The sequence below is a fragment of the Paenibacillus sp. 2RAB27 genome, assembly GCF_052115445.1.
In the GTDB taxonomy this organism is placed as follows: domain Bacteria; phylum Bacillota; class Bacilli; order Paenibacillales; family NBRC-103111; genus Paenibacillus_E.
The window spans coordinates 159046-181764 of record NZ_JBFRGR010000009.1; the positions used below are offsets into that span (position 1 = coordinate 159046).

A 22719-nucleotide genomic window follows, 5' to 3' on the forward strand; every position below is an offset into this window, starting at 1 on the left:
TGTAGTAATTAAGAGGTGATACCATGGAATTCATTAGACCAGAGGATTATTTGCCAAGAAAGCAGCATATTCCGGACTTGAAGAAATACGGAATCGGCTTGATTGGCTGCGGTACCATAGCGAATACAGCGCATTTGCCCGCTTATCGTAAATATGGCTTGCATATTGCGGCTGTCTGTGATGTTAACGAGGAAGCGGCTCGCATGACAGCACAAAAATTTGATATACCGCATTGGACGACTGATGTTAATGAATTATTGCAAAATGATGAAGTTGGTCTCATAGATTTAGCGATCCATCCAGAACCAAGACTTGAAGTGCTGAAACTGATTGGCAAGGCACCTAGGCCTGTGTTATGCCAAAAGCCATTAGCTCTAAATTTAGAGCACGCTCAAGTGCTTAGTCAAGAAGTAAACCGACTGGGTATCGTACTTAGCGTCAACCAGCAGGCTCGTTGGGCTCCGGCTCATAAAGCGCTGAAAATGCTCCTTGAACAGGATCTCATCGGTGAGGTATACAGCATCCATCATGAGATGCGTTCGTTCCAAGACCAAGCCGGTAAGTGGTGGACGAACATGCCTAATTTCAATATTGTCGATCACGGTGTCCACTATGTGGATTTATGCCGATATTTCAATCCTAACCCAGAAGAAGAGTGGTCTCGAGTACACTGCACGACAGCTCAATTGAAGCAGCAAAACGCGATTGACCCTCTGATCTATTCAGCTAATGTCGAGTTTGGTCCAAAAGGGGGACGAAACCAGCTCATGGCTTCGCTGCTTTTTAACAATATTGCCAAAGCAAACCGTTCACATAGCAACACATGGTGGATTGACGGGACGGAAGGGAGCCTCTGGTGTACGCAAGAAACGCTCTATATGGCGTTAAATAAGCACAAAAACGTTGTACATGAGATTAAGCTGAAAGGAACATGGTTCCCGGACGCCTTCGCAGGGTCCATGCTTGCATTCATGACTGCCCTGGAGGAAGGCAAGCGTCCGCCGGTTACTTCGGAAGATAACTTACAAACGGTTGCTATGACGACATCCATGGTTATTTCCAGCCAAGAAGGCTGTGTAGTGGAAAGAAGCGACGTGCTGAAAGGAAGCGATGGATTATGAACAAACTCGGTTTTATGAGTTACATATACTTAGGCTGGAGCGCGGAAGCTATCGCCGAGGACGCTTGCAAACATGGGTTGACTTATGTACAAATCGACCCCAAGCAGGCTATGCAGGTTATGGATGATGAACCATTTTCACTGACACGAGCTGAAAAAATTCGAGCCATCTTTGAGAAAAAAGGGATTTCCATCGTAGGTTTGTCGGCCTATACCAATTTATTGAATCCGAACCTTCAGAAACGGGAAGATAAGCTAAAACAGCTAGAGAAGATGATCGACCTATGTTCGGCCTATGGAACACGGTATATCGCGACGGAAACGGGAAGTCTTCACCCTACCAATGCTTGGCGTGATTTTGAAGGTAATCGGACTCCTGAAGCCTGGAATGAACTGCTGAACATCATTGACCGTTTACGGAACCGAGCAGTGAAGAAAGATGCGGTATTAGTCATCGAAGGATTTGCACTTAATGTGCTGGCGAGTCCTGAGCAAGGTGTCCGAATGATGAAACAGCTTGGGACCGAAGGGTTGGCGCTCATTATGGATCCATTCAATTATTTGACGCAAGAAGATTTGAGCGGACAGGAAGCGGCTATGTCGAATATTTTCGACTGCATTGCTACCTATTCTCCGATTGCGCATGCCAAAGACACGCTCTACTATGACGGCGTATTCACGACACCTCGGGTAGGGGCGGGGCAAGCAGACTGGCATGTGTATGCAGCGTTGCTTGCCAGTCGATTGCCGGATGTCCCGTTGATTCTGGAGCATGCAAAGCCGGAAGAAGTAGCGGAATGTTTGGATTTGATCCGCAAATCCTTTGAGAGCGCAGTTAGGACGTGAAGAATGTCTATGACGCATAAACCGAAATTAGGCATACAGGGCCCAGTTGTTGCATGGCAGGATTCATGGGCAGGAGATGCTTCTGAGCTTATTATGAGGACTGGAACRGGGAGTCTCAGTCCGTCTCAAGATCCAAAGCCAGAGCCTGATCAATTTCTTCGAGCTCTAAAAGAGTTAGACGCGGACTTTTATGTTCATCATGTGATTCCAGAAATGAAAGGGTATTCAGAACTCTTGACGGATATCGCGGAAGCGGGATTAGACATCTGCCTCGGCAATGAATACGGAAATATAAACGGGCCATGGACGGAAGGAACGAACCGGTACGACCTGCCCGATAAGGCGATTGTGCAGGCCGCAAATTCGGGACGGTGTATCGGACTTCTGTATGATGAACCTGAACATTTGCAAATAAACGCCGGACAATATCGGCATGATGGCTGGTTCCCGCATTGGGGCAGCACCGATGCAAGGGACTTGGCAGAGTCGCGCGCCAAGGTTGAGCGGTCGATTCGGTCACATGTCCAGCATGTACAAAACGTTTTAGAACAAAATGGAGCATCCCGCACATCCATGCCATTGATTGCGGAGCATGTATTTCCAACTATGTTTCATACGGTTGCCAGAGCGGGGATGGACATTTGCCCTAAGATCATGAAGGAATCGTTTCAATCCTTGCAGTTATCCACCGCTTTGGGAGCGGCCAAACAATATGGCAGAGCGCTATGGATATGCGCCGACTTGTGGGGGCCGGATACAGGAGAGTGGTTCACCCGCTTTCAAGGATTCCCTGGGCATTCTCCGCAGGAATTCGCATCAGCATTAAGGCTGGGCTACTTAATGGGACCATCCCATCTGTTCGTAGAAAATATCGATGTTTTAATGAAACATCGTCATACAGGATTTGAAACAACTGAATTCGGAGATGTATGGAAAGAGTTCGTTCATAAATTCATACCTGAACATACCTTGTCTTGGCACCATTCACAAGCAAATCCGGATATCGTCATCATTCATTCAGATGACAGCAATTACGGCCAAAATGAAAGATTGTTCGGCAATCGGACACTCACTGATTTGGGTGGTTCCCAAAGTGTGTTTCACATCTGGCATTTGCTCAGCAGAGGTGCAATACCTGCTCACGGCAGCTGCATGCATATCCCAGGCTACGACTTTCCGAGACATGAATTGAAAAGTAATGTAGCCTACGAACAATTTCCATTAGAACATGGGTATGTTTCCAGCGATGGAAGAAGAGTTCATCCGTTATTTTATCCTGTTCAAAATGTGATTGTGTTTGACGAACAAGTGAGCGCAGAGCAGCTCGGAAGTCCAAAATTGATAATGGTGGGAGGCTCATCTCTCTCCAATGCAGCATTGCAGGCGGTAGTCAAAAGAGCTGAAAATGGAGGCGTCGTTGTGATCGCCGATTGGCTGCTGCCCTCCGATTGTCCGGTAGAACTAAGATCGAGCGGGAAAATGGGCTTCGGAACATGGAACGTTACGGACAATTTCTTAGATGAACGCATCCAAGAGATCGTTGAACCGTTCTTGAGCGAAGAACGCTGCTGGATACAGCGCTTTAGCACGACAGAAGTAAGGATGTACCCTAAGGACACGGAAGGGTACACACTCGATTTTGAAATCGCAGCTGGTTGAGTTGAATCTATGCGGTATGGGTTCCGCAGAAGGGGAGATAAGTTTGGAGCCAATCAAACATCAGGATCCGTTTGCGGAGATTGCGTTCCGCGAACATCCCGGAAATAAAGACGGATTGCGGGAGATTCCTCCCGTGGCTTATGAGAAAAAATATTTCACGCCGGGTACGGAAAGAGCAAAGAACGTTTCTGTTCTCTCCTATGAGGAACAAATCGCGGATTTCAATGAGGGTTTGAAGCTGTTGCGTGAAACGTACAGCCCTTTTATGAGAAATTTGGCTCCATCCTCCGCAATGAAACGCAAACGGCAAATATGTAAGGAATTTCAATTTCGGTATCAAGCAACGGAGGATGCTGATTTTACGAATGTGCTGGAAGGAACTGGGGAATGGGAGAATGTGATGGTTCCTGATTTCCGCGGGCCGACGGGTGAAAACGGCAAATGGACGGGGTTTTACCGCAGAGAGTTTTCCTATTCAGCCGTGCCTGTTGGAAAGAGAGTCTACCTTGTATTTAAAGGGGTTGACTACAAAGCGACCGTATATCTCAATCGTAAGTGCATAGGCAGCCATGAGGGACTCTTTGCACCTTTTGAATTCGACGTGACGGACTTGCTGCAGGACCTTAACACATTGGTCGTTGAAGTAGTAAACGACTTTCCAATGATGGGGGTAGGCGGCACGAAGCTGGACGGAGATAAAATGTACGCAGCAACTGGGCCAGGATGGGATAATTCATCCAGCGGATGGAGTCATTGTCCGTCAGGTGCCGGTATTTATAACTCGGTGTATTTGGAAGAGCGGTCAACGCTGTTTATTCAGGACATTTTTGTTCGGCCTAACATCGATGACAGCTTCGTGGAAGTATGGATTGATGTCGTTAATACGACGAATATGCTTAAGGAAAATTTCGAATTGATTCTTGAAATCTTACCTAAAAATTTTACCAGTGAAGGATTAGGGCCGATCTCTTTTCAAGCTGCTTACGCTGGTCCAGGTCTTAATTATTATCGCTACAAGGTGGATTTTCCGTCATTCTGGATGTGGGAGCCGGAAACACCATTTTTATATATAGCTCGTGCACAGATAATGAGCCAATCAGAATGCTTGGATACCCAAGAACGAACCTTCGGGATGCGCAAATTTCATATGGATGAAACGGACACACCGAAAGGAACGTTGTATCTCAATAATCAGCCGATTATGTTAAGAGGCGCCAATGAGATGGGGCACTTGCAGCAATGTGTCATGAACAACGATTTCGAACAGCTTATTGATGATATTTTGATCGCCAAATATGCTAATTTGAACTTTTACCGTATAACACAACGCCCTGTTCAGGAAGAAATATATGACTATTTCGATATGCTCGGCATGATGCATCAATGTGATCTTCCAACATTTGGATTTATCCGCCGCAACCAATTTGTAGAAGGCGTCCGACAAGCAGCGGAAATGGAGAGACTGATCCGCAGTCATCCATCGTCGATCATGGTTTCATTGATTAATGAACCTTCCCGAACGGAGAAGAGGCGTAAAGGCCACCGTCATCTGCATCGGAACGAGCTGGAAGCATTTTTCGTTGCCGCTAGACAGGCAATTTTCATTGAAAATCCGGATCGTGTAGTCAAAAACGCGGACGGGGATTACAACCCTCCCACCCATGAAGGACTGCCCGATTTTCATTGTTATAACATGTGGTATACGAACAATACGATATCCGTAGGTAAAATGTATAAGGGTTTCCTTCCTTCGATTCGGACGGGATGGAAAGCAGGCTGTGGAGAATATGGCACGGAAGGACTGGATCATGTCCAATTGATGATGAGCCGTTACCCGAGCGAATGGCTTCCCTCCTCAGAGACGGAGAAATGGCTGCCAAACAAAATCACTGGAGCTCAAACCTACGGTTTGCACGGCGATTGGTTCGCAGAACAGTCTACGATTCATGAATGGGTCGAGGCTAGCCAAAAGCACCAATGTCTGGCGACGAAGCTGATGACAGACGCATGGCGAAGAAGGGCCGATTTGGTGGTTTCAACCGCCATTCATCTGCTCATTGACGCATGGCCTGCAGGCTGGATGAAAGCCCTGGTTGGTGTGGATCGTATTCCGAAACCAGCCTACTTCACCTATAAGGAATGTTTGGAACCGGTAAGGATCCATTTAAGGTGCGACCGTTGGAAGGTGTATGAAGGGGAAACGCTGGAAATCGAAGTCTGGATATTGAATGATACAGCCAAAGATTATGACCGGTGCCGTTTCATTGCTACACTTCGGGACGATAATCGGGATTACGGCAATTACGAAATGACAGGCTCTGTACCTATGGCGAGTTCCAAATATGCAGGAACAATAAGTTTTTCAGTTCCATCTGTACTAGATCGACAGAATTTGTACTTGGACGTCGTATTGCTGGATGAAAACGGGGAGTTGATCAATCAGGAAAGATTCTCTTTTGAGGCGTTTGCCAAAACGAAAAATCCGAATTCCCAGAAGATCGCTTATCTAGATGCCGAAGCCGAACTGATTTGCTCCCTGCTAAACATTGAAGGCAAATCGTATGACGGAGATACACAGAAAGAAGGCTCGCTTCTTCTTTCTTCTAAGGCAGCGTTCCACCGTCATCAGACATCCATTCTCGAGAAGGTCCGTCAAGGAGCCACGGCCGTTTTGCTTCTGCGCGGTCCGGACAGTGACCCTTGGGAGATCGAAAATACGCTTGTTCGAACAAATAAATTACGCGGATTGTACACGTTAGCCTCCCAAACCGAGAATCCGCATTTGCAGTGGATGAAAGTGGATGATCTCTCCTATTTTTATAACTTGACGAATGACAGGATAGATGGACTAACCAATTGTTATTTGCAAGGAGAAGGATTTGATCCAATTGCTTTCGCCTATGAGTCTCATGGAGAACCGAACGGCAAAAAAAAGCTGCCAGTTATTGGAGTGAAGCCAGTTGGTAAAGGGAAGTTCTACTTCGTTTGTTTGCCGCTTACGGGTAGAGTAGGTTTCAACCCAACATTGGATCGATTCTTGATCTCCATATTGAACGAGAGAGGAGGGGACGACACATGTATACCATTGTTAGCCGAGATAAGCAAAAACGGGCAGCTATAACGCGTACGCCTAAAGGCATTCAGCTTATTTTGCAAAACAAGGGAGAACAGTCCCCTCATTTCTCAGGATATTTGAATGAGATGCTGAGCTTTTCCACTGGAAGACCGTGGCGTTCAGATTTTGTAGGGTTAGAGGGTGTACAAATCACTGCAGGACCCAACTTGATTCGGTTCCGCGGATCATTGAAAGCGTTAACGTTTACGATGGAGTTAACCTTCGATGAGCATCATGTACTAAAAATGAATGCGACTTGGAAAAATTTGACGCATGGGATCCTGCGTGATGTAGCGATAGGACTTCATTTCGCACTGCCAAAGATGAGCAATGAAATGGTGACCATTCCTCATCTCATTTACAACAATAATCCTTCCTCAGATCCGAGCCGTGTTGTTCCGCGACTTGGATTAGGTAAGGATAAAGGTTTGATATGCGAGGAACATCGATTACCGATCCCTTGCGTGAATGTGGCATGGAACGATGCTGCAGAAGCTCGCTTTTTTTCTTTGTTTTCGTTACCTGCGTACAAGGAAACAGCGGATGGCGTTGTGCACTACGGCTCACTTGGAGCGGTTCAAGAGGAACAGAGAATGATTCTAGCTGCTATGAGCGGTGTTCTGATGTTTAATGGTGAGAAAGACATGTATTATGTCGGTAAAAACAAAACAGCCCCTTACCTCGGCGGTTATTTGGACTTCATTTCCGGGTTTTCTTTAACGAAAGAATACGCTCTGGATTGGGGATCTGTCGCTCATCCTGGTCAAGGTTTTCGCGAAATTGTTCGGAAAGGCATAGAGCTGTATGCGCCGAAAGGGGCAAATCCGCACTCGCTCGAAGAGATGATCCAGTTGAAGAAGAACGCAATGGATGATAGATGGCGGACAAATGAATTTGGTGCCGCGGGATACGTGAAATTTACGGATTCGAATGATTTCGGTAACGCTTCCAATCGTCCGCTTCACTATATGTACGGGTGGACTGGACAATGTTTGAAGTTGGCATGGTGCGACGCCAAGCTAGGGTTTATGCACAAAGAGGAAGAACGAATCGCCCGTTGTGAACAGGCCATCGATTTTTATTTGCGTGAAAGTCGGACTGAGGTTTCGGGAATAAGGCACAGTTCTTACCGTCTAGCGGATGGGCAATGGGATGACTTCAAGTGGAATAAACAGGCTGTTGTCTCCAGCCGAGCTCTCGGGGAAAGCATAGCTGATTTGGCGGAAGTCATCCTTCTGTTCCGGGAAATGGGCAGGGAAGTGCCAAATTCCTGGGTGAAGGCTGTTGAAGAATCGAGTGACTTCTTCCTTACCGCGGCCATGCCGTCAGGTATTTATCCAGCAGCCTGGCTGTCCGATGGCCGTTCGGCCGAAGATAGGATTACAGCCGCTGGGTTGCCTTGTCTGATCGCTGTTGTAAAGACTTACCGTGTCACAGGTAAAATCAAGTATTTGAAGGCTGCTGAGCAAATGATGCAGTGTTATTACGAGCAGCACGCCATGACATTTGAACGACCGTTTGCTCGTTCTACGCTCGATGCGAGCTGCGAGGATAAGGAAGCTGGCATGTACTTCTTTCTGGCTGCTTATGAATTATTTGTGCTTACCAATCATGAGCGTTATTGTGAATGGGCCGAAATATCGGCGGATTGGCTCCTTACTTTTGTATATATGTGGAACCCGGTGTTTGATCGGGGATCTCAGTTCAGGAACATGGGATTTACCGCCACAGGCTGGCCGGGAGTCAGTGTGCAAAATCATCATCTTGATGTTTTTTTTCCGACCTTCGAATTTTGGCGTTTCGGCCAGTTAACCGGAAAAACCCAATATGAGCAATTAGGACGAATGGTATTCAATGCAATGGGACAGGGAATATGCACAAAGTCCGGAGAATGGAATTTTACTATTGTTGGCGAGCAGGGAGAAGGGTTTTTTCAAACCTACTGGCATCACCGGGGTCATAGCAATAAATGGAACCCATCCTGGGTGACTGCTCTTGTCCTGCATAATGGCTTGCGATTCCAAGATGCTGTGAAACTGGAGGTTAACCTATGATCAGCCGCAAGTTCCGGAAAATAGTATTCGGCGGTGATTATAACCCCGAACAGTTTCCGAAGAAAATATGGGAGGAAGATATGCGGCTGTTTCAATTAGCCAGTATCGACATCGCAACACTCAATGTTTTTTCTTGGTCCTTGAATCAGCCGGATGAGGAGACTTACCGATTCGATTGGCTGGATGAAGTGATGGATATGCTGCATGCCAATGGCGTTCAAGTGTGCATGGGAACAAGTACGGCTGCACATCCGGCTTGGATGGCGCGGAAATATCCGGATGTTCTAACCGTGACCTCTGATGGGAAAAAAAGAACATAYGGCAGACGACATAATTCTTGTCCGCACAGCCCGACCTTCCGTCATTTTGCCGGAATCATGGCACGGAAGCTGGCCGAACGATACAAAAATCATCCGGCTTTGCTGCTGTGGCACGTAAACAATGAAATTGGCAATCGCTGCTACTGCAAGAATTGCGAGAAAGCGTTTCGAGATTGGTTGAAAATACGTTACAGCACTTTGGAGCAGTTAAATCAAGCATGGTATACCCGCTTCTGGGGACATACATTTTACGATTGGGATGAAATTGTACTCCCTAGCGCGTTAAGCGAGGGTCTGTCAGGCGGAAATTCCGATCAAACGGCTTTTCAAGGCATTACGCTCGATTATTACCGATTTAACTCCGATAGCTGGCTAGACTGTTATCTGATCGAATACAATGCCATCAAAGCTGAAATACCCGATGCGATTGTGACGACTAATTTCCAAGGAAACGGGACTTACAAGCCGCTTGATTATTTCAAATGGGCACCCCATTTAGACATTGCGGCGCTGGACATCTACACCGAGAATCATACACCGGAAAGCTATATGGCACTCCGATACGATCTCATGCGCGGACTGAAAGACGGCGCTCCATTTATGTTAATGGAGCAAAGTCCTAGTGTGATTAACTGGAAAACCGTGAATCCCGTCAAGCGCCCAGATGTCATGCGGCTCAGGAGCTATCAGGCAATTGCCCGTGGTGCGGAGTCCATTATGTTCTTTCAATTGCGGCGCTCCCTTGGCGCGTATGAGAAATTCCATGGAGCTGTCATTGATCACGCAGGCCACGAGAACACGCGAGTTTTCAAGGAATGTGCGGAGCTCGGAAAGGAATTACAGCAATTAGGCGATCGTCTATTKGATTCGCGAGTGAAGAGCAGAATCGGCATCTTGTTTGACTGGGAGAATTGGTGGTCTGTAGAACTTGGTGGCGGACCATCTGCTCATATCAAGTACTTAGATCAAATTCAAAAATATTATGATGCGTTTTACGAGAATCATATTCAAGTAGATTTCATCCATGTAGATACGGAATTAAGTCAATACGATTTGGTACTGGCCCCATTGCTCTATATGGTAAAACCCGGGTACGCGCAAAAGCTGGAGCATTTTGTAGCGAATGGCGGGACGTTTGTGACCTCGTTTTACAGCGGGATCGTGAATGAAAACGATTTGGTTACACCTGGTGGTTATCCAGGTGAGCTGCGTAAGCTGCTGGGCATCTGGGTAGAAGAAATCGATCCTCTTTTTCCAGACCAAAGAAATGGTATGGTCATGAAGCAGGGGTTTGGAAAGCTTCAAGCATCGTATGAATGCGGTTTAGTTTGTGAAATTGTTCATCTGGAAGGAGCGGAAACGCTCGCAGAATTCGACCGTGATTTCTACCGCGGATCACCGTGCGTGACCTATCATCACTTCGGGAAGGGCGAGGCATGGTATGCAGCTACAGACCCAAGTCGAGAATTTATGCAGCTATGGATCAAGGCTTTATGCGAACGGAAAGGGATTTCACAATTGTACGACGCACCGCCGGGAGTTGAGGTCACGCAGCGCGAGAAAGACGGAGATCGCTTTACTTTTGTTATGAACCACACCGAACAAATTCAAAAAATGAATGTAGGCAGCAGCGTTCAGAAGGAGCTGCTGAGCAATCTAAGCATCAGCGGTGATATTGAGCTAGAGCCCAAGAGTATCCTGATCCTGCAGGCGTAAAATGGCTAGAAGATGACCATGGTCAGAGGTGGCTTCAGAAAAGGAGGCGGATGCCGATGGAAGTAAGCGAACAATTACGCCATAAATTCGATCATCCATCGGTCGAATGCAGGTCGGTGCCATTCTGGGCTTGGAATGATGAATTGCAAGAAGATGAGCTGGTCCGTCAAGTAAATCAGATGAAGGAACAGGGAATGGGCGGCTTTTTTATCCATTCCCGCGATGGATTAGAAACCGATTACATGGGTCGCGAGTGGATGGCACTCGCCCGGAAGACCGTGGAAACAGCTGAGGATCTCGGCATGCAGGTGTGGTTGTACGACGAGGACCGCTGGCCATCCGGATTTGCTGGCGGACTTGTGCAGGACAGAGGCGGGGACGCTTTCCGTGCCAAAGGTTTGACATTGGAGATATGCATGCAGATTGGTCCGCACGATTTGACAGACAGTATGGCGCTGTTTAAGGCTGTCATCGACGAAAGAAACTTGGTTCGCTGCGAAAGACTGCATGATGGCGAATATATCGCGTTGAATGAGGATGAAGTCCTCTTAGTATTTCGCGTAGAAATTTCTGAGCGCAGTGCTTGGTTCAACAACGAAGCGCCGCCTGACAACTTGAATCCAGAGACAGTTCAGGCCTTTATTGACATCACTTATGAAGCCTACAAGAAAGAAGTAGGGGATCATTTTGGCAAAACGATTCGCGGCGTATTTACGGATGAACCTAGCGTGCATGACAGCCACTGTAAGTTTACTCCTGGCCGCGGTTGGCTCCCGTGGACCCTAACATTTCCTGACTTTTTTCGAGAAAGACGGGGTTATGATCTCTTGGATGTCATCCCCTACATGTACTTCAATGGCGCGTATTCCTCGCAAGCGCGTCATGATTACTGGTGGACGCTCACCGAACGATTCAGCGAATCGTACTCTAAGCAACTGGGTGAATGGTGCGAGAATAACGGGATCGACTTCACTGGCCATTTCCTCTGGGAAAATAATTTGGGTACTGCCACCCGCGTCTGTGGAGCCATTATGCCTAACTACAGGTATCAGCATGTTCCGGGAATCGATATGTTAAACGAGCAGACGAACGAATACATCACGGTTAAGCAATGCACAAGTGTAGCGAATCAATACGGTAGAAAGTTCGTTCTCTCCGAAACGTATGGATGCACCGGTTGGGCGTTCACCTTCGAGGGACAAAAATGGGTGGGAGATTTTCAATACGTGCTCGGTGTCAATATGAGGTCGCAGCATTTGGCACTTTATTCGATCAAGGGGTGCAGGAAGAGGGATTATCCTCCTGTATTCAACTACAATACGAGCTGGTGGAAATACAATCATGTGGTGGACAATTATTTTGCCAGATTGGCTTCAGTTTTGACGGAAGGCAGGCCAATTCGCGATGTGCTTGTCCTGCATCCTTCTTCCACCGCTTGGAGTATGGTTGGGACAGGTCCGTACGGCTTCCCTGCCCGCGGGAAAGATAGGGATGTCTCCGCAACGAATACATATGGTCATGAATTCAATGCTTTTCTAGGCAAATTACTCAGTGCACACTATGATTTCGATCTCGGCGATGAGACGATTTTGGCGGAAACAGGGGAAATACACGGGGATAAACTAGCTGTGAATCTAGTGACCTATCGTATCGTCGTCATTCCCGTTATACAGACGATGTTAAGCAGCACTTTTCGGCTTCTGTCAGCGTTCCTGGAGGCAGGGGGAAAAGTGATTGCCGTCGGGTCGCCTCCGACGATGATCGAAGGCAGACAATCAGAGCTGCTACCTGAGCTATACGACCATGTGAATATGACCGTCGTAGGTGACGTTGAAGATACAGTTTCGACCCTGGAGGGCATTCTGCCACGGCGAGTCAGCTTGACGAACAGGCAATCGAAAGAAGCGCCTGAAATGTTATATATGTTAAGGGACATAGGCGATTGCCGAGCCTTGTTTGTCGTGAATAACGACCGTGTGGGCACACATCGAATAACCATTCGCATGGAAGGCGAAGGATGTGTGGAAGAATGGGATGCGCTGACAGGTGAGGTGAAGGAGATAGAGATCGTCGTCCGTGAAGGGTACGTTCATTTCGAAGCTGAGTTTGGTCCGGCAGATTCCAAGCTGTTCATCATGAATACGACTAAAGCAGCAGTTAGTTTAATAGCGGAAGAATCTTCGTGCAGGGCTCATGAGACTTCCTCGACGGCTCTTGAGCTTGGACCAATTTGCCGTTTTACACGCACGATGCCTAACGTATTGACGCTGGACACCTGCTCCTATCGATTAAGGGATGGTGATTGGTCGGAAGAAACCGGTGTATGGCAAGCTCAAAGGGCAATTCGCGAAGCTTTGGATATGAGACAAATTTATTATAACGGCCTTGAGCAAAGGTATAAATGGATTGACGATCCTCATCCACAGAACGGGACATCGGCAGCATTCCGATTTACCTTTCAAGTGTCGGACGTGCCGATTCATGATGTGTATCTCGTTATAGAATCTGCAGCTTATTACGATATTGCGCTCAATGGTGAAACGGTTTCCAATCTTACTGTAGGCTGGTTTCTCGACCGAACGTTTGATAAGGTGCTTCTTCCTGGACTGAAGCAAGGTGAGAATGAACTGCTAATATCCTGTAAGTACCATAACCGTATGGAAGTGGAGGATATGTACTTAATCGGTGATTTCGGTGTTGATGCTGACAGGTATGTTGTGAGAGAGCCTGAAACGTTGATTTTCGGAGATTGGTGCAAGCAAGGATATGCGCATTATTGCGGCAGTATCATCTACCATTTCGATGTCACTATGGATAACCATTCAATGGCACGGACAGTGTTGGAGCTTGGTGAGTACTCCGCGGTAACGATTGAAGTTCGAGCAAACGGGCAAACGGCGGGGCACGTGCCTTGGCGGGCTGCCAACCGAGTTGACTTGACGGCGTATCTCAACGAGGGAGACAACCAAATTGAAATCGAAGTAATGGGGAGCCCACGTAACATGCTCGGCCCATTTCACCAAATATCCGGTGATACATCGACGACCAATTGGGCCTCTTTCCGCAAAGAAGGCGACGGTTATACACCAGAATATAAGCTGCGTTCATACGGTTTGTTTGGACAGATAAAGCTGTACCGTATCTAATGGAAGGAAGAGACAGAAATGGAGGTTTGAGCATGAAAATAAGATGCCACAGGTGGAGGCTATTCCTTTCCTTGATCATCTTGTGCACGGCGCTGTTGCCAACAACTACACATGCCGAAGTGAAATATAAGACTTATACGAAGGACAGTTACAATAATCAAATATGGCTTCAACCAGCCTACTTTCCGCTCGATGTAATCGGAGAGGATTTGTATACAACAGATCCTAAGCAGCCATCCGTTAAAGTCCCTTCACCACTTAGTAATCCGAAGGACATCTTTATCGATGCGAAGAACGAAGTCTATATTGTAGATACAGGGAACAACCGGATCGTTCATCTGACGGAAACAGGGAAACTGATTCGTTATTTGACCCTTAATGAAAGTCCTCTCAATAAGCCAGAAGGGATATTTGTTACCAAGGAAGGCGATATCTATATTGCAGACACGGGAAACAAAAGAGTCGTTAAGCTGGATAAGACCGGTAAGCTGCAAACGGAATTCAAACGCCCGGAATCCAAATACATCCCGGCGACATTTGTCTACGATCCTGCCAAGGTGATGGTAGATGAAAGGGGATTCCTGTATATCGCGGTGCATGGCGGTTACGAGGGAATCGTCCTGCTTGATCCGAAGGGCAAGTTTCAGGGCTTTTTCGGAGCAAACAAAACGGCTCTTTCTCCGCTAGACGCTCTGAAGCGCATGTTATACACCAAAAAAATGTATGCCAATGAAGTCGCTAAGAGACCAGAGACGATCAACAGTGTTGCTACCGATAAAAATGGCTATATCTATACGGTCACCGGCGGTATGGCCAAGAGCGACCAATTAAAGAAATTAAATATTAAAGGAAACAATTTACTTCGCAGTGGCAATAGAAATTTCGGCGAAGTGGTTCCCGGAGCTGTGCCCGTAGGCCCTGTAACTTCAGGTCCGCAGCTGATTGATGTGGCCGTTGACCAAAGCGGCAATATGATCGTTGTGGATCAGCAATTCAAATATATTAGTCATTATGATGCGTCAGGCCACCTGTTGTACTTTTGGGGCGGCGCTTCGGCAGTCGGGTCATCTCAAGTCGGCCTCTTGAAAAGTCCTGTTGCGCTTGATGTGAACAGTAGGAATGAATTATACATATTGGACGATCAGGAGAATATCGTTCAAGTGTTTCGCTTATCGGAATTTGGTCAAAAGGTAGATCAAGCGAATCAACAGACGCTTGCTGGGTTATATCAAGATAGTGAAAAATCTTGGCAGGAAGTCCTTCGAATGAATGCGCAATTTACACCCGCCATCATGGGATTAGCCCAAGCGGCATTTACAAAGGAACAGTATCCTGATGCGTTAAGACTATATAAGGAGGCAGGGAATCAGGAAGGGTACTCGGACGCCTTTTGGCAAATTAGAATGAGTTGGCTGCAACAAAACTTCTCTTGGATTGCCAGCTTACTTTTTATCAGCGGACTATTATACGTACTGCTTAGTAAAGTGACTTATACAAGAAGGCTTCGTGATAAATGGCGCAATAGGCAGCGGATACAAACTAGCTTTCTTATGAATTTCAAGCATGTATTTTACATGATGAAACATCCGATTGATGGTTTTATCGCGATAAGGTATGAAGGTAAAGGAAGCTATTTGAGTGCGATTATCATCTTAGCTTGCGTATATGCATCTCTAGTGATCAAGCGACTTGTTACCAGTTTTTCATTTAACGCTTCGACTCATGTGGATATTTACTCGATATTTACACAATTTTTCACAGTATGGATTGCGTGGGTCATTTCGAACTATCTCGTTAGCTCCATATATCGAGGAGAGGGAAGGTTTAGAGATATCTTTATCGCCAGCGCATATGCGCTCATTCCTTACATCATTATTGGCGTACCTCTTGCCTTTATTTCGAACGTCCTGACGATGTCGGAGTCCACCATTTATCATTATGTCGAACAAGGGATGATTGTATGGATCGGTTTATTGATCTTTTGGAAAATCCAATGGATTCATAATTACAGTGTAGGAGAAACACTATTAAACATCCTGTTTACGCTGTGCACCATGCTGGTCATTGGCGTTCTCCTCTTTCTTACAGCAGGACTGACCAATGATTTGGTATCGTTAATCTTAGAAATGTATCAGGAGGCGATCTTGAGATGATAAGGATAATCAAACGTGGTAAAACCGCAGCAGTCATCACCATCCTGCTCTTGGTCGCCATTTATTTGGCAGTGACGAATATCAAAGTAACCTTCAAAGCAACGGAAAATCGCGCTATTGTGCCGGCAGAGACGGGAAGTAGTGTTTCTGCGGTGAAGAGCGCCGCTTCTCAGTTGCCAAAGGAGAGCGACTTTAAACAAGTTGCCGAAACCGATCTTCTGCGTTTAAAAATGGATGAAAAAACCGGTCATTTTGTTGTAGAAGATAAACGGAACGCAAATGTTTACCGATCTTTTCCAAACCCGGATTCTTGGGATAAGGAGAAGATTTCCGAGACCTGGAAAAAGCATCTGGCTTCGCCGTTGATGGTCCAATACGTCGATTTCTCGAAAAATATCCTGCAAGCGAAGGAAACAAACTTGGCAGCGGATGGAGGACGAGTCAAAGAGGTGAAGATGATTCCCGGCGGGTTCTCATTGGTGTATGAACTGCCTGCGACTGGATTCACGATCCCGATCGAGGTGAGAATCGAAAACGATTATGTAGAGACGAAGATTATACGCGAAGGCGTTAAGGAAACGAGCATGGGCCTCGTCTGGGCCAGATTGTTTCCCTTCTTCGGTGCCGAATATACGGCTGCTGGGCAGGACAGTTATCTATTCATACCAGACGGCGCTGGAGCATTGGTACGGTTTAAAGATAATCAACTGAATGTCAATAAAATATATGATGAGTCTGTATACGGTCAAGACAACACCTTCGCAGGACTTAGTAATAACCGCAACAAAATTGTGATGCCGGTATTCGGGATGAAGACGGGTTCCAAAGGTTTTGTAGCGATCGTTCATGACGGAGATGAATATGCCAACATCGTTGCGGCCCCTGCCGGGGTTCTCAGCAACTATAACTGGGTGACGACTCAAATGAATTTCCGATCAAGCTTCCTGCAGTTTACTACGAGAAATACGAATGTCCCCGATTCATGGGGGTATATCGATTACAACAGAGATGAAGTGTTCGGCAGTGATCGTATTGTGCGTTACTATCTGCTGGACAGCCAAAAGTCAGATTATGTGGGTATGGCTCAAACATACCGGAATTATCTGATAAAAGAAAAGGGAGCGAAGCCCGTCACAGTCACTAATCCTAATATTCCTATGCATGTAGACTTTATCGGGGGGGATCAAGAAGACGGCTTAGTCACCTCGCGATATCTCAATTTGACCACGACAGATGATGCCACACATATGGTTAATACCTTGCATGAAAAAGGCATAGCCAATATGTCCCTAACATTTAAGGGTTGGCAAAAAGGTGGCTACAGCGCCTTTGGGAACACGTTTCCCGTTGATTCCCGTATTGGCGGCGATAAAGGCATGAAAGCATTTATCGACAATGCCCACAGCTACGGAATACCTGTTTATCTGGAGGCCGAATATGCGTTGAACAATACGGGGGCAGCAGGCTTCGATGAGAAATATCATGCCATCGTCAATTTGGCCGGGCGCAATCAATCGGTAAGTGCGCTATATAACAGAGTACAAACACCAGCGGTTAGTTATAAATTTGCAGAAGAAATGGTCAAGAAAGACTTGACACACTATAAAACCATGGGTGCGGACGGAATTGCAGTCAATATACTCGGACAAAGTCTGTTCAGTGATTATAATTCAGGGTTCGGTTCGACCAGAGATCATGCTCGGGATGTTCAGGAACGAATTTTAAAAACGATCAAAGATTCGTTAGGCGGCGTAGAAGGGAAGTCTGCCAATTTGTATGCCCTGCCCCAAATGAAGTATATTCAATCGCTAGTGTATGATCATTCTTATGATTTATTTTCCGATGAGGCGGTTCCCTTTGTTCAGATTGCTACGCATGGCCTAGTAGGCTATTCTTCGGAATATGTGAATAACCGACAAGAGGATGTGCACGACTTTTTACGGGATATTGAATATGGCGCAGAGCCATCTTTTGTATTCACACAAGCAGAATCGAAAAAATATGTGAATTCGTTCGGTATTCGGTACTACAACACCTATTTTCCCTACTGGGAGACATTCGCTGTGGAGCAGTATAAGCGATACAATGAGGCTCTTGGTAACGTACAAGATCAATTTATTGCTAATCACAAAACGCTCGCCACAAATGTAAAAGAAACAACTTATGAGAATGGTACCCGGATTATCGTGAACTATAATTTGGAGCCCTACCGCAGTGGCGATCTGGATGTACCTGCACAAAACTTCGTTGTGATTCGAGGAGGGGTAAAACGATGAAACGAAAGTTCAGATTAAATTCATCCCTTGTCGAATATGTGGAAGGCGCGATCTTTATTGCTCCTTGGTTTATTGGCTTTCTCATTTTCATGGCTTTCCCAATTGGCTTTTCCTTGTATATGAGCTTTCAAAAAGTAACGATTACGGCAACGAAAACGACAACTGAGTATATTGCTTGGACGAATTACCGGTATATTCTTTTCGAGAATGGACAATTATTATACAACGATTTATTGCCGTTTCTCCGGCAAGCCTTGTTTATGATTCCAATTATTGTCCTATTCGCATTGATGATTGCCATTATTCTGAATCAAAAATTTGCAGGGCGAACTTTTTTTCGTGCGATATTCTTTCTTCCCGTCATCTTGGCAACAGGTCAAGTCGTAGCTGAATTCCTCACGCAAGGCGAGGGCGACTTGGGCTTTATGTCCAAGTACAACGTTTCCGGCCTCATTACTGCTAATTTATCGTCTACATGGTCTGGGCCGCTCATCAAGATTCTTGACTCGTTTGTGTTAATTCTCTGGTATTCAGGGGTACAAATCCTGATTTTCCTTGGAGGCAGGCAAACGATTTCAAACTCGGCTTATGAAGCGGCTCGAATAGACGGCGCCGGTCCGTGGGAGACGTTTTGGAAAATTACGCTTCCAGCGATGACACCATTTATTTTTCTTAATCTGATCTATACGGTCGTTGATTTGTTTACGTTTCCGACAAATCCGATTTTGGGAAAAGTAAGAGAAAGTGAATATGGGTCGTACAGCGCATTGATCTGGATTTATTTCTTGATCATCAGCTTCTTCCTCGCAATTATATTCATCATTTTCAACAGAGTAACAAAGTCGCAAAGAGAGAYGGTTTAACATGCAACCCAAAAAACTTAGGAGGGGTGAGGCTATGATCGGATTAAAAATTAAGAAAGAACAGTCACAATCATTTCTGCTTTGGTTAAATAAAGCCCGCTACACGATCATTGGCAGAGAAGCGGATAAAGGATTGCTGTTTAAATTTTTTATCTATTTAATCTTGCTGGATACGGCTTATATTTATTTAAAGCCGATCCTGCACATGATCACCACGATGGTCAAAGACGCGGATGACCTACTAGATCCTTCTGTTAACTGGTTTCCGCGAACACTTTATCTTGGAAATCTTCAGGAAGCCTGGGAATGGTTGAAATATCCCAAAGCTTTCAGCATCAGCTTGACTCTCTCTCTATCTGTGGCCATCTTGCAAACGTTGTCCTGTGCTGTGACTGGATATGCCTTCGCAAGATTGAAAGTCCCTTTTAAGAGATTGATGTTTTTCCTATTACTGCTGACTTTTATAGTTCCGATGCAAGTAACGATCCTGCCGAACATCATATATGCGAGAGAATTGGGGCTACTCAATACGATTTATCCCATTATTGTTCCCGCGTTTTTCGGTCTTGGCTTAAAGGGAGCGCTATTTGTCATCATTTATCGTCAATTTTTCTCGACACAACCGAAGGAATTGGAGGAAGCAGCCCGAATTGACGGTGCGAATGTGTTTAAGATCTTTTATAAGGTCATGATGCCGCTCGCCAAGCCTGCCATTCTGGTTGTATTTCTATTTTCCTTTGTTTGGACCTGGAATGATTTCTATTTACCGAGCATGTATTTGTCAGATATTGAAACCGCGCCGCTGTCCATGGGTATTTCACGCATAGCCTCAGCACTCCGGCAGCAAGCCGAACAATACGGGCCTTCCGTTAATGATGAAGCGATTCGAATGGCTACCACTTTCATGATGATTATTCCGCCGATGCTTCTGTATACGTTCACGCAGCGCTGGTTCGTAGAAGGCGTAGAAAGAACTGGATTAGTGGAGTAGGGTCATGTAAGGATTGGAGGAGAATGGAAATGAAACGGTTTCTTGCACTTTGCATCACTACTGGAGTTGTGGTTTCTTTGATGGCTTGTTCATCAACTGAGACGGTATCTGCGCCAACAAATGCCAAAAAATTGCTTTATGTTAAAAAAAACGAAGGCACCAACGATCCCATTATCATGAATCATTTGAAGAAGCTGGGCTATCAGGTTATGGATACATCAGACAGCGTCTTTAAAGTTGACGCAGCGAAAGGCTATGGTGTGGTATTTATCAGCGATACGGTCAACTCCTCGAAGTTAGATTCCCAGTTGAAAAATTCCGATGTACCTGTTGTCTATGCCAAAACGCAGTCGGTTAGCATCGCCGGTATGACGGGAATTCTGGATTATGGACAACTGAATGATGTGAAAGCCATACAAATGAAAGACAGTAAACATCCACTTGCAGCCGGATTGAAGGATCAGGTAACGGTTTATAACAGCACGGGTAATATGGGGTACGCGATTCCAGGAAAAGAAGCGGTCATTATAGCAACGGCTCAAGGCGACGATCAGAAAGCCGTCATTTTCGGTTATGAAAAGGGAACGAAAAACATAAAGAATGAGATCATTCCGGCTCGTCAGGTGTTTTTCTATTTACCGTCCGGGCAAGAAATGAATCAGACGGATGACGGATGGAAGCTTTTCGACGCCTCGATCCAATGGGCTGCGCAAAATGGGAAAAAGTAATCTCAGTTTTTTACTACTATTCGAGTAAAGGGGATTTGATCCATGAAACGTACACTGAACATGATAACCGTTTTACTGCTGTTTATGGTGCTGATGGCTTGTACAGCGACACCGGTCCAATTGGATGGCGTGACCAATCAACCTTCAGCTCAGAGTAAGACACAAAGTAATGGGAAAAAAGTACTTTTTGTCGGGAGAGACAGCGGCGGGGATGCGATTGTGACTAAACGGCTAAAGGACGTACATGGGTTTGACGTCACAATAATTTCAGACAAAGAAGTAAGTCCCGAGAAAGCAAATGGGTATTCGCTAATTTATGTAAGCGAATCCGTCAATTCCGGTAAAATTCGAGATAATTTTGTAAAGGCTGCAGTGCCCGTTATTTATGCCGAGCCGCAATCAACCTCGGATACAGGCATGACGGTTAACGAGGGATACGGGAAATTGGATGCAGGGAACGTGGCAAAAACAATTCAAATAAAAGACGGTAAGCATCAACTTGCAGCTGGGCTGCAGAATCTGGTGGATGTCTATAAAGCCGAGGGGAAAATGGGCTACGCTACCCCAGGTGCCGAAGCTATCGTTGTGGCTACAGTTCCGAATGACGAGGAAAAAGCAACTATTTTCGCTTATGAGAAGGGCGTAAAAAACGCAAAAGGTGACCCTGTACTCGTACGCGAAGTGTTTTTCTATTTGTTCAATGGCGAAGAAATAAATCAAACTGACGATGGCTGGAAGCTCTTTGATGCTGCAATTAAATGGGCAGCAGGTAATAAGTAGCTTTTACCGCTAGGGAGGAGTTTTCATGAAGCGATTATTGAGCCTGCTCATTATTGCCTTTACCCTGATTCTCACTACGGCATGCACAGCAACAACCCAGGTAAATCCTGATGTGAGTCAGGGGGGGAATGCTCCGGCGCTGTCCGGAAAAGTCAAGAAGGCACTCTTTGTAGGCAGGGAGAGCGGGGGTGATGGCATTTCAATTAAGCATCTGAAAGCACTTGGGTTCGAGGTCTCAGTGATGACAGATAAAGAACTTACCGCTGCCGAAGCATTGAAATATTCGTTGGTATTCGTCAGCTCTACGGTAAACTCCGGCCGAGTTGGCAACAAATTGATTGCTTCTCCGATTCCCGTCATTTATGCGGAATCTCAAAATATAGGTGATGTGGCTTTGTCGGGCAAAGAAACGGATACGGATAATGGCGATTTTACCGGGAAGACGATAACGATCAAAAACTCCGGACATCCGATGGCAGCTGGGTTAAAAGGCAATGTGGACATCTATAATCTGGACGGGAAGATCGGTTTTGTTGTGCCAAGCAAGGAGGCTGTCATTGTTGCTTCAGCTCCTGATGATGACCAAAGAGCTGTTATTTGCGCGTTTGAGAAAGGTATGAAAAACTTGAATAACGATCCTGTACCGGCACGCCAAGTATACATTTATTTGGTAAGCGGAGAAGAGATAAATCAAACCGATGAGGGATGGAAGCTCTTCGATGCAGCCGTAAAATGGGCGATCGGCAGCAAGTGATCCTCCATGTATTAAGATAAATTGAGAGGCCACTCCGCTTTGGAGGGCCTATTTTTATTTGTAACAATCGGAAAGATGCAACAAACAACCTATAAAATAGAACTCCTCCCCTAATGTAAGCGCATTTAATTCGTAATAAAGTAAAGATATAACGGAGTGCCAAACGTATCCAATGGAAATTATTTAACAATTAAGGGG

Annotated in this window: 14 protein-coding genes; all 14 read left to right on the top strand. The window is 45.9% G+C overall.

Translation table 11 applies throughout. From position 1 onward, the window contains the following. The first annotated feature begins 23 nt into the window (after positions 1-23). The 14 genes from AB4114_RS15360 to AB4114_RS15425 are packed head-to-tail and all read left to right on the top strand — an operon-like array spanning position 24 to position 22521. Positions 24-1121, top strand: a complete 1098-nt coding sequence (locus tag AB4114_RS15360) for a Gfo/Idh/MocA family protein (RefSeq protein ID WP_441989216.1) — start codon at positions 24-26, stop codon at positions 1119-1121. Beyond that, a complete protein-coding gene (locus AB4114_RS15365; protein ID WP_441989217.1) occupies positions 1118-1966 on the top strand; it encodes a sugar phosphate isomerase/epimerase family protein in 849 nt (282 codons plus the stop codon). Before AB4114_RS15360 ends, AB4114_RS15365 begins: the two co-directional genes overlap by 4 nt. A gap of 3 nt (positions 1967-1969) precedes the next feature. Then, positions 1970-3625 (top strand): hypothetical protein, encoded by a 1656-nt coding sequence (locus AB4114_RS15370; protein ID WP_441989218.1) that lies wholly within the window; start codon positions 1970-1972, stop codon positions 3623-3625. Positions 3626-3668: 43 nt separating this feature from the next. Then, a complete protein-coding gene (locus AB4114_RS15375; protein WP_441989219.1) occupies positions 3669-6746 on the top strand; it encodes a glycosyl hydrolase 2 galactose-binding domain-containing protein in 3078 nt (1025 codons plus the stop codon). After that, entirely contained in the window at positions 6701-8794 is a 2094-nt protein-coding gene (locus tag AB4114_RS15380) for a hypothetical protein (protein ID WP_441989220.1), read from the top strand. The genes AB4114_RS15375 and AB4114_RS15380 overlap by 46 nt, the downstream gene beginning before the upstream one ends. Next, on the top strand, positions 8791-10830 hold the full coding sequence (locus tag AB4114_RS15385) for a beta-galactosidase (protein WP_441989221.1): 2040 nt from the start codon (positions 8791-8793) through the stop codon (positions 10828-10830). Before AB4114_RS15380 ends, AB4114_RS15385 begins: the two co-directional genes overlap by 4 nt. Positions 10831-10886: 56 nt before the next feature. After that, positions 10887-13976 carry a glycosyl hydrolase gene (locus tag AB4114_RS15390; protein WP_441989222.1) on the top strand — a complete coding sequence of 1030 codons (3090 nt, stop codon included), beginning with the start codon at positions 10887-10889 and terminating at the stop codon, positions 13974-13976. A gap of 32 nt (positions 13977-14008) precedes the next feature. Continuing rightward, a complete protein-coding gene (locus AB4114_RS15395; protein WP_441989223.1) occupies positions 14009-16129 on the top strand; it encodes a YIP1 family protein in 2121 nt (706 codons plus the stop codon). Continuing rightward, a complete protein-coding gene (locus AB4114_RS15400; protein WP_441989224.1) occupies positions 16126-18405 on the top strand; it encodes a DUF5696 domain-containing protein in 2280 nt (759 codons plus the stop codon). The genes AB4114_RS15395 and AB4114_RS15400 overlap by 4 nt, the downstream gene beginning before the upstream one ends. Then, positions 18402-19268 carry a carbohydrate ABC transporter permease gene (locus AB4114_RS15405; protein ID WP_441989225.1) on the top strand — a complete coding sequence of 289 codons (867 nt, stop codon included), beginning with the start codon at positions 18402-18404 and terminating at the stop codon, positions 19266-19268. The genes AB4114_RS15400 and AB4114_RS15405 overlap by 4 nt, the downstream gene beginning before the upstream one ends. A gap of 34 nt (positions 19269-19302) precedes the next feature. Continuing rightward, positions 19303-20259, top strand: coding sequence for a carbohydrate ABC transporter permease (locus AB4114_RS15410; RefSeq protein WP_441989226.1), 957 nt, complete (start codon positions 19303-19305; stop codon positions 20257-20259). Positions 20260-20288: 29 nt separating this feature from the next. Beyond that, on the top strand, positions 20289-20987 hold the full coding sequence (locus AB4114_RS15415) for a hypothetical protein (protein ID WP_441989227.1): 699 nt from the start codon (positions 20289-20291) through the stop codon (positions 20985-20987). Between the two features lie 42 nt (positions 20988-21029). Further along, positions 21030-21767, top strand: coding sequence for a hypothetical protein (locus tag AB4114_RS15420; RefSeq protein WP_441989228.1), 738 nt, complete (start codon positions 21030-21032; stop codon positions 21765-21767). A gap of 25 nt (positions 21768-21792) precedes the next feature. After that, positions 21793-22521, top strand: coding sequence for a hypothetical protein (locus tag AB4114_RS15425; protein ID WP_441989229.1), 729 nt, complete (start codon positions 21793-21795; stop codon positions 22519-22521). Positions 22522-22719 lie beyond the last annotated feature (198 nt).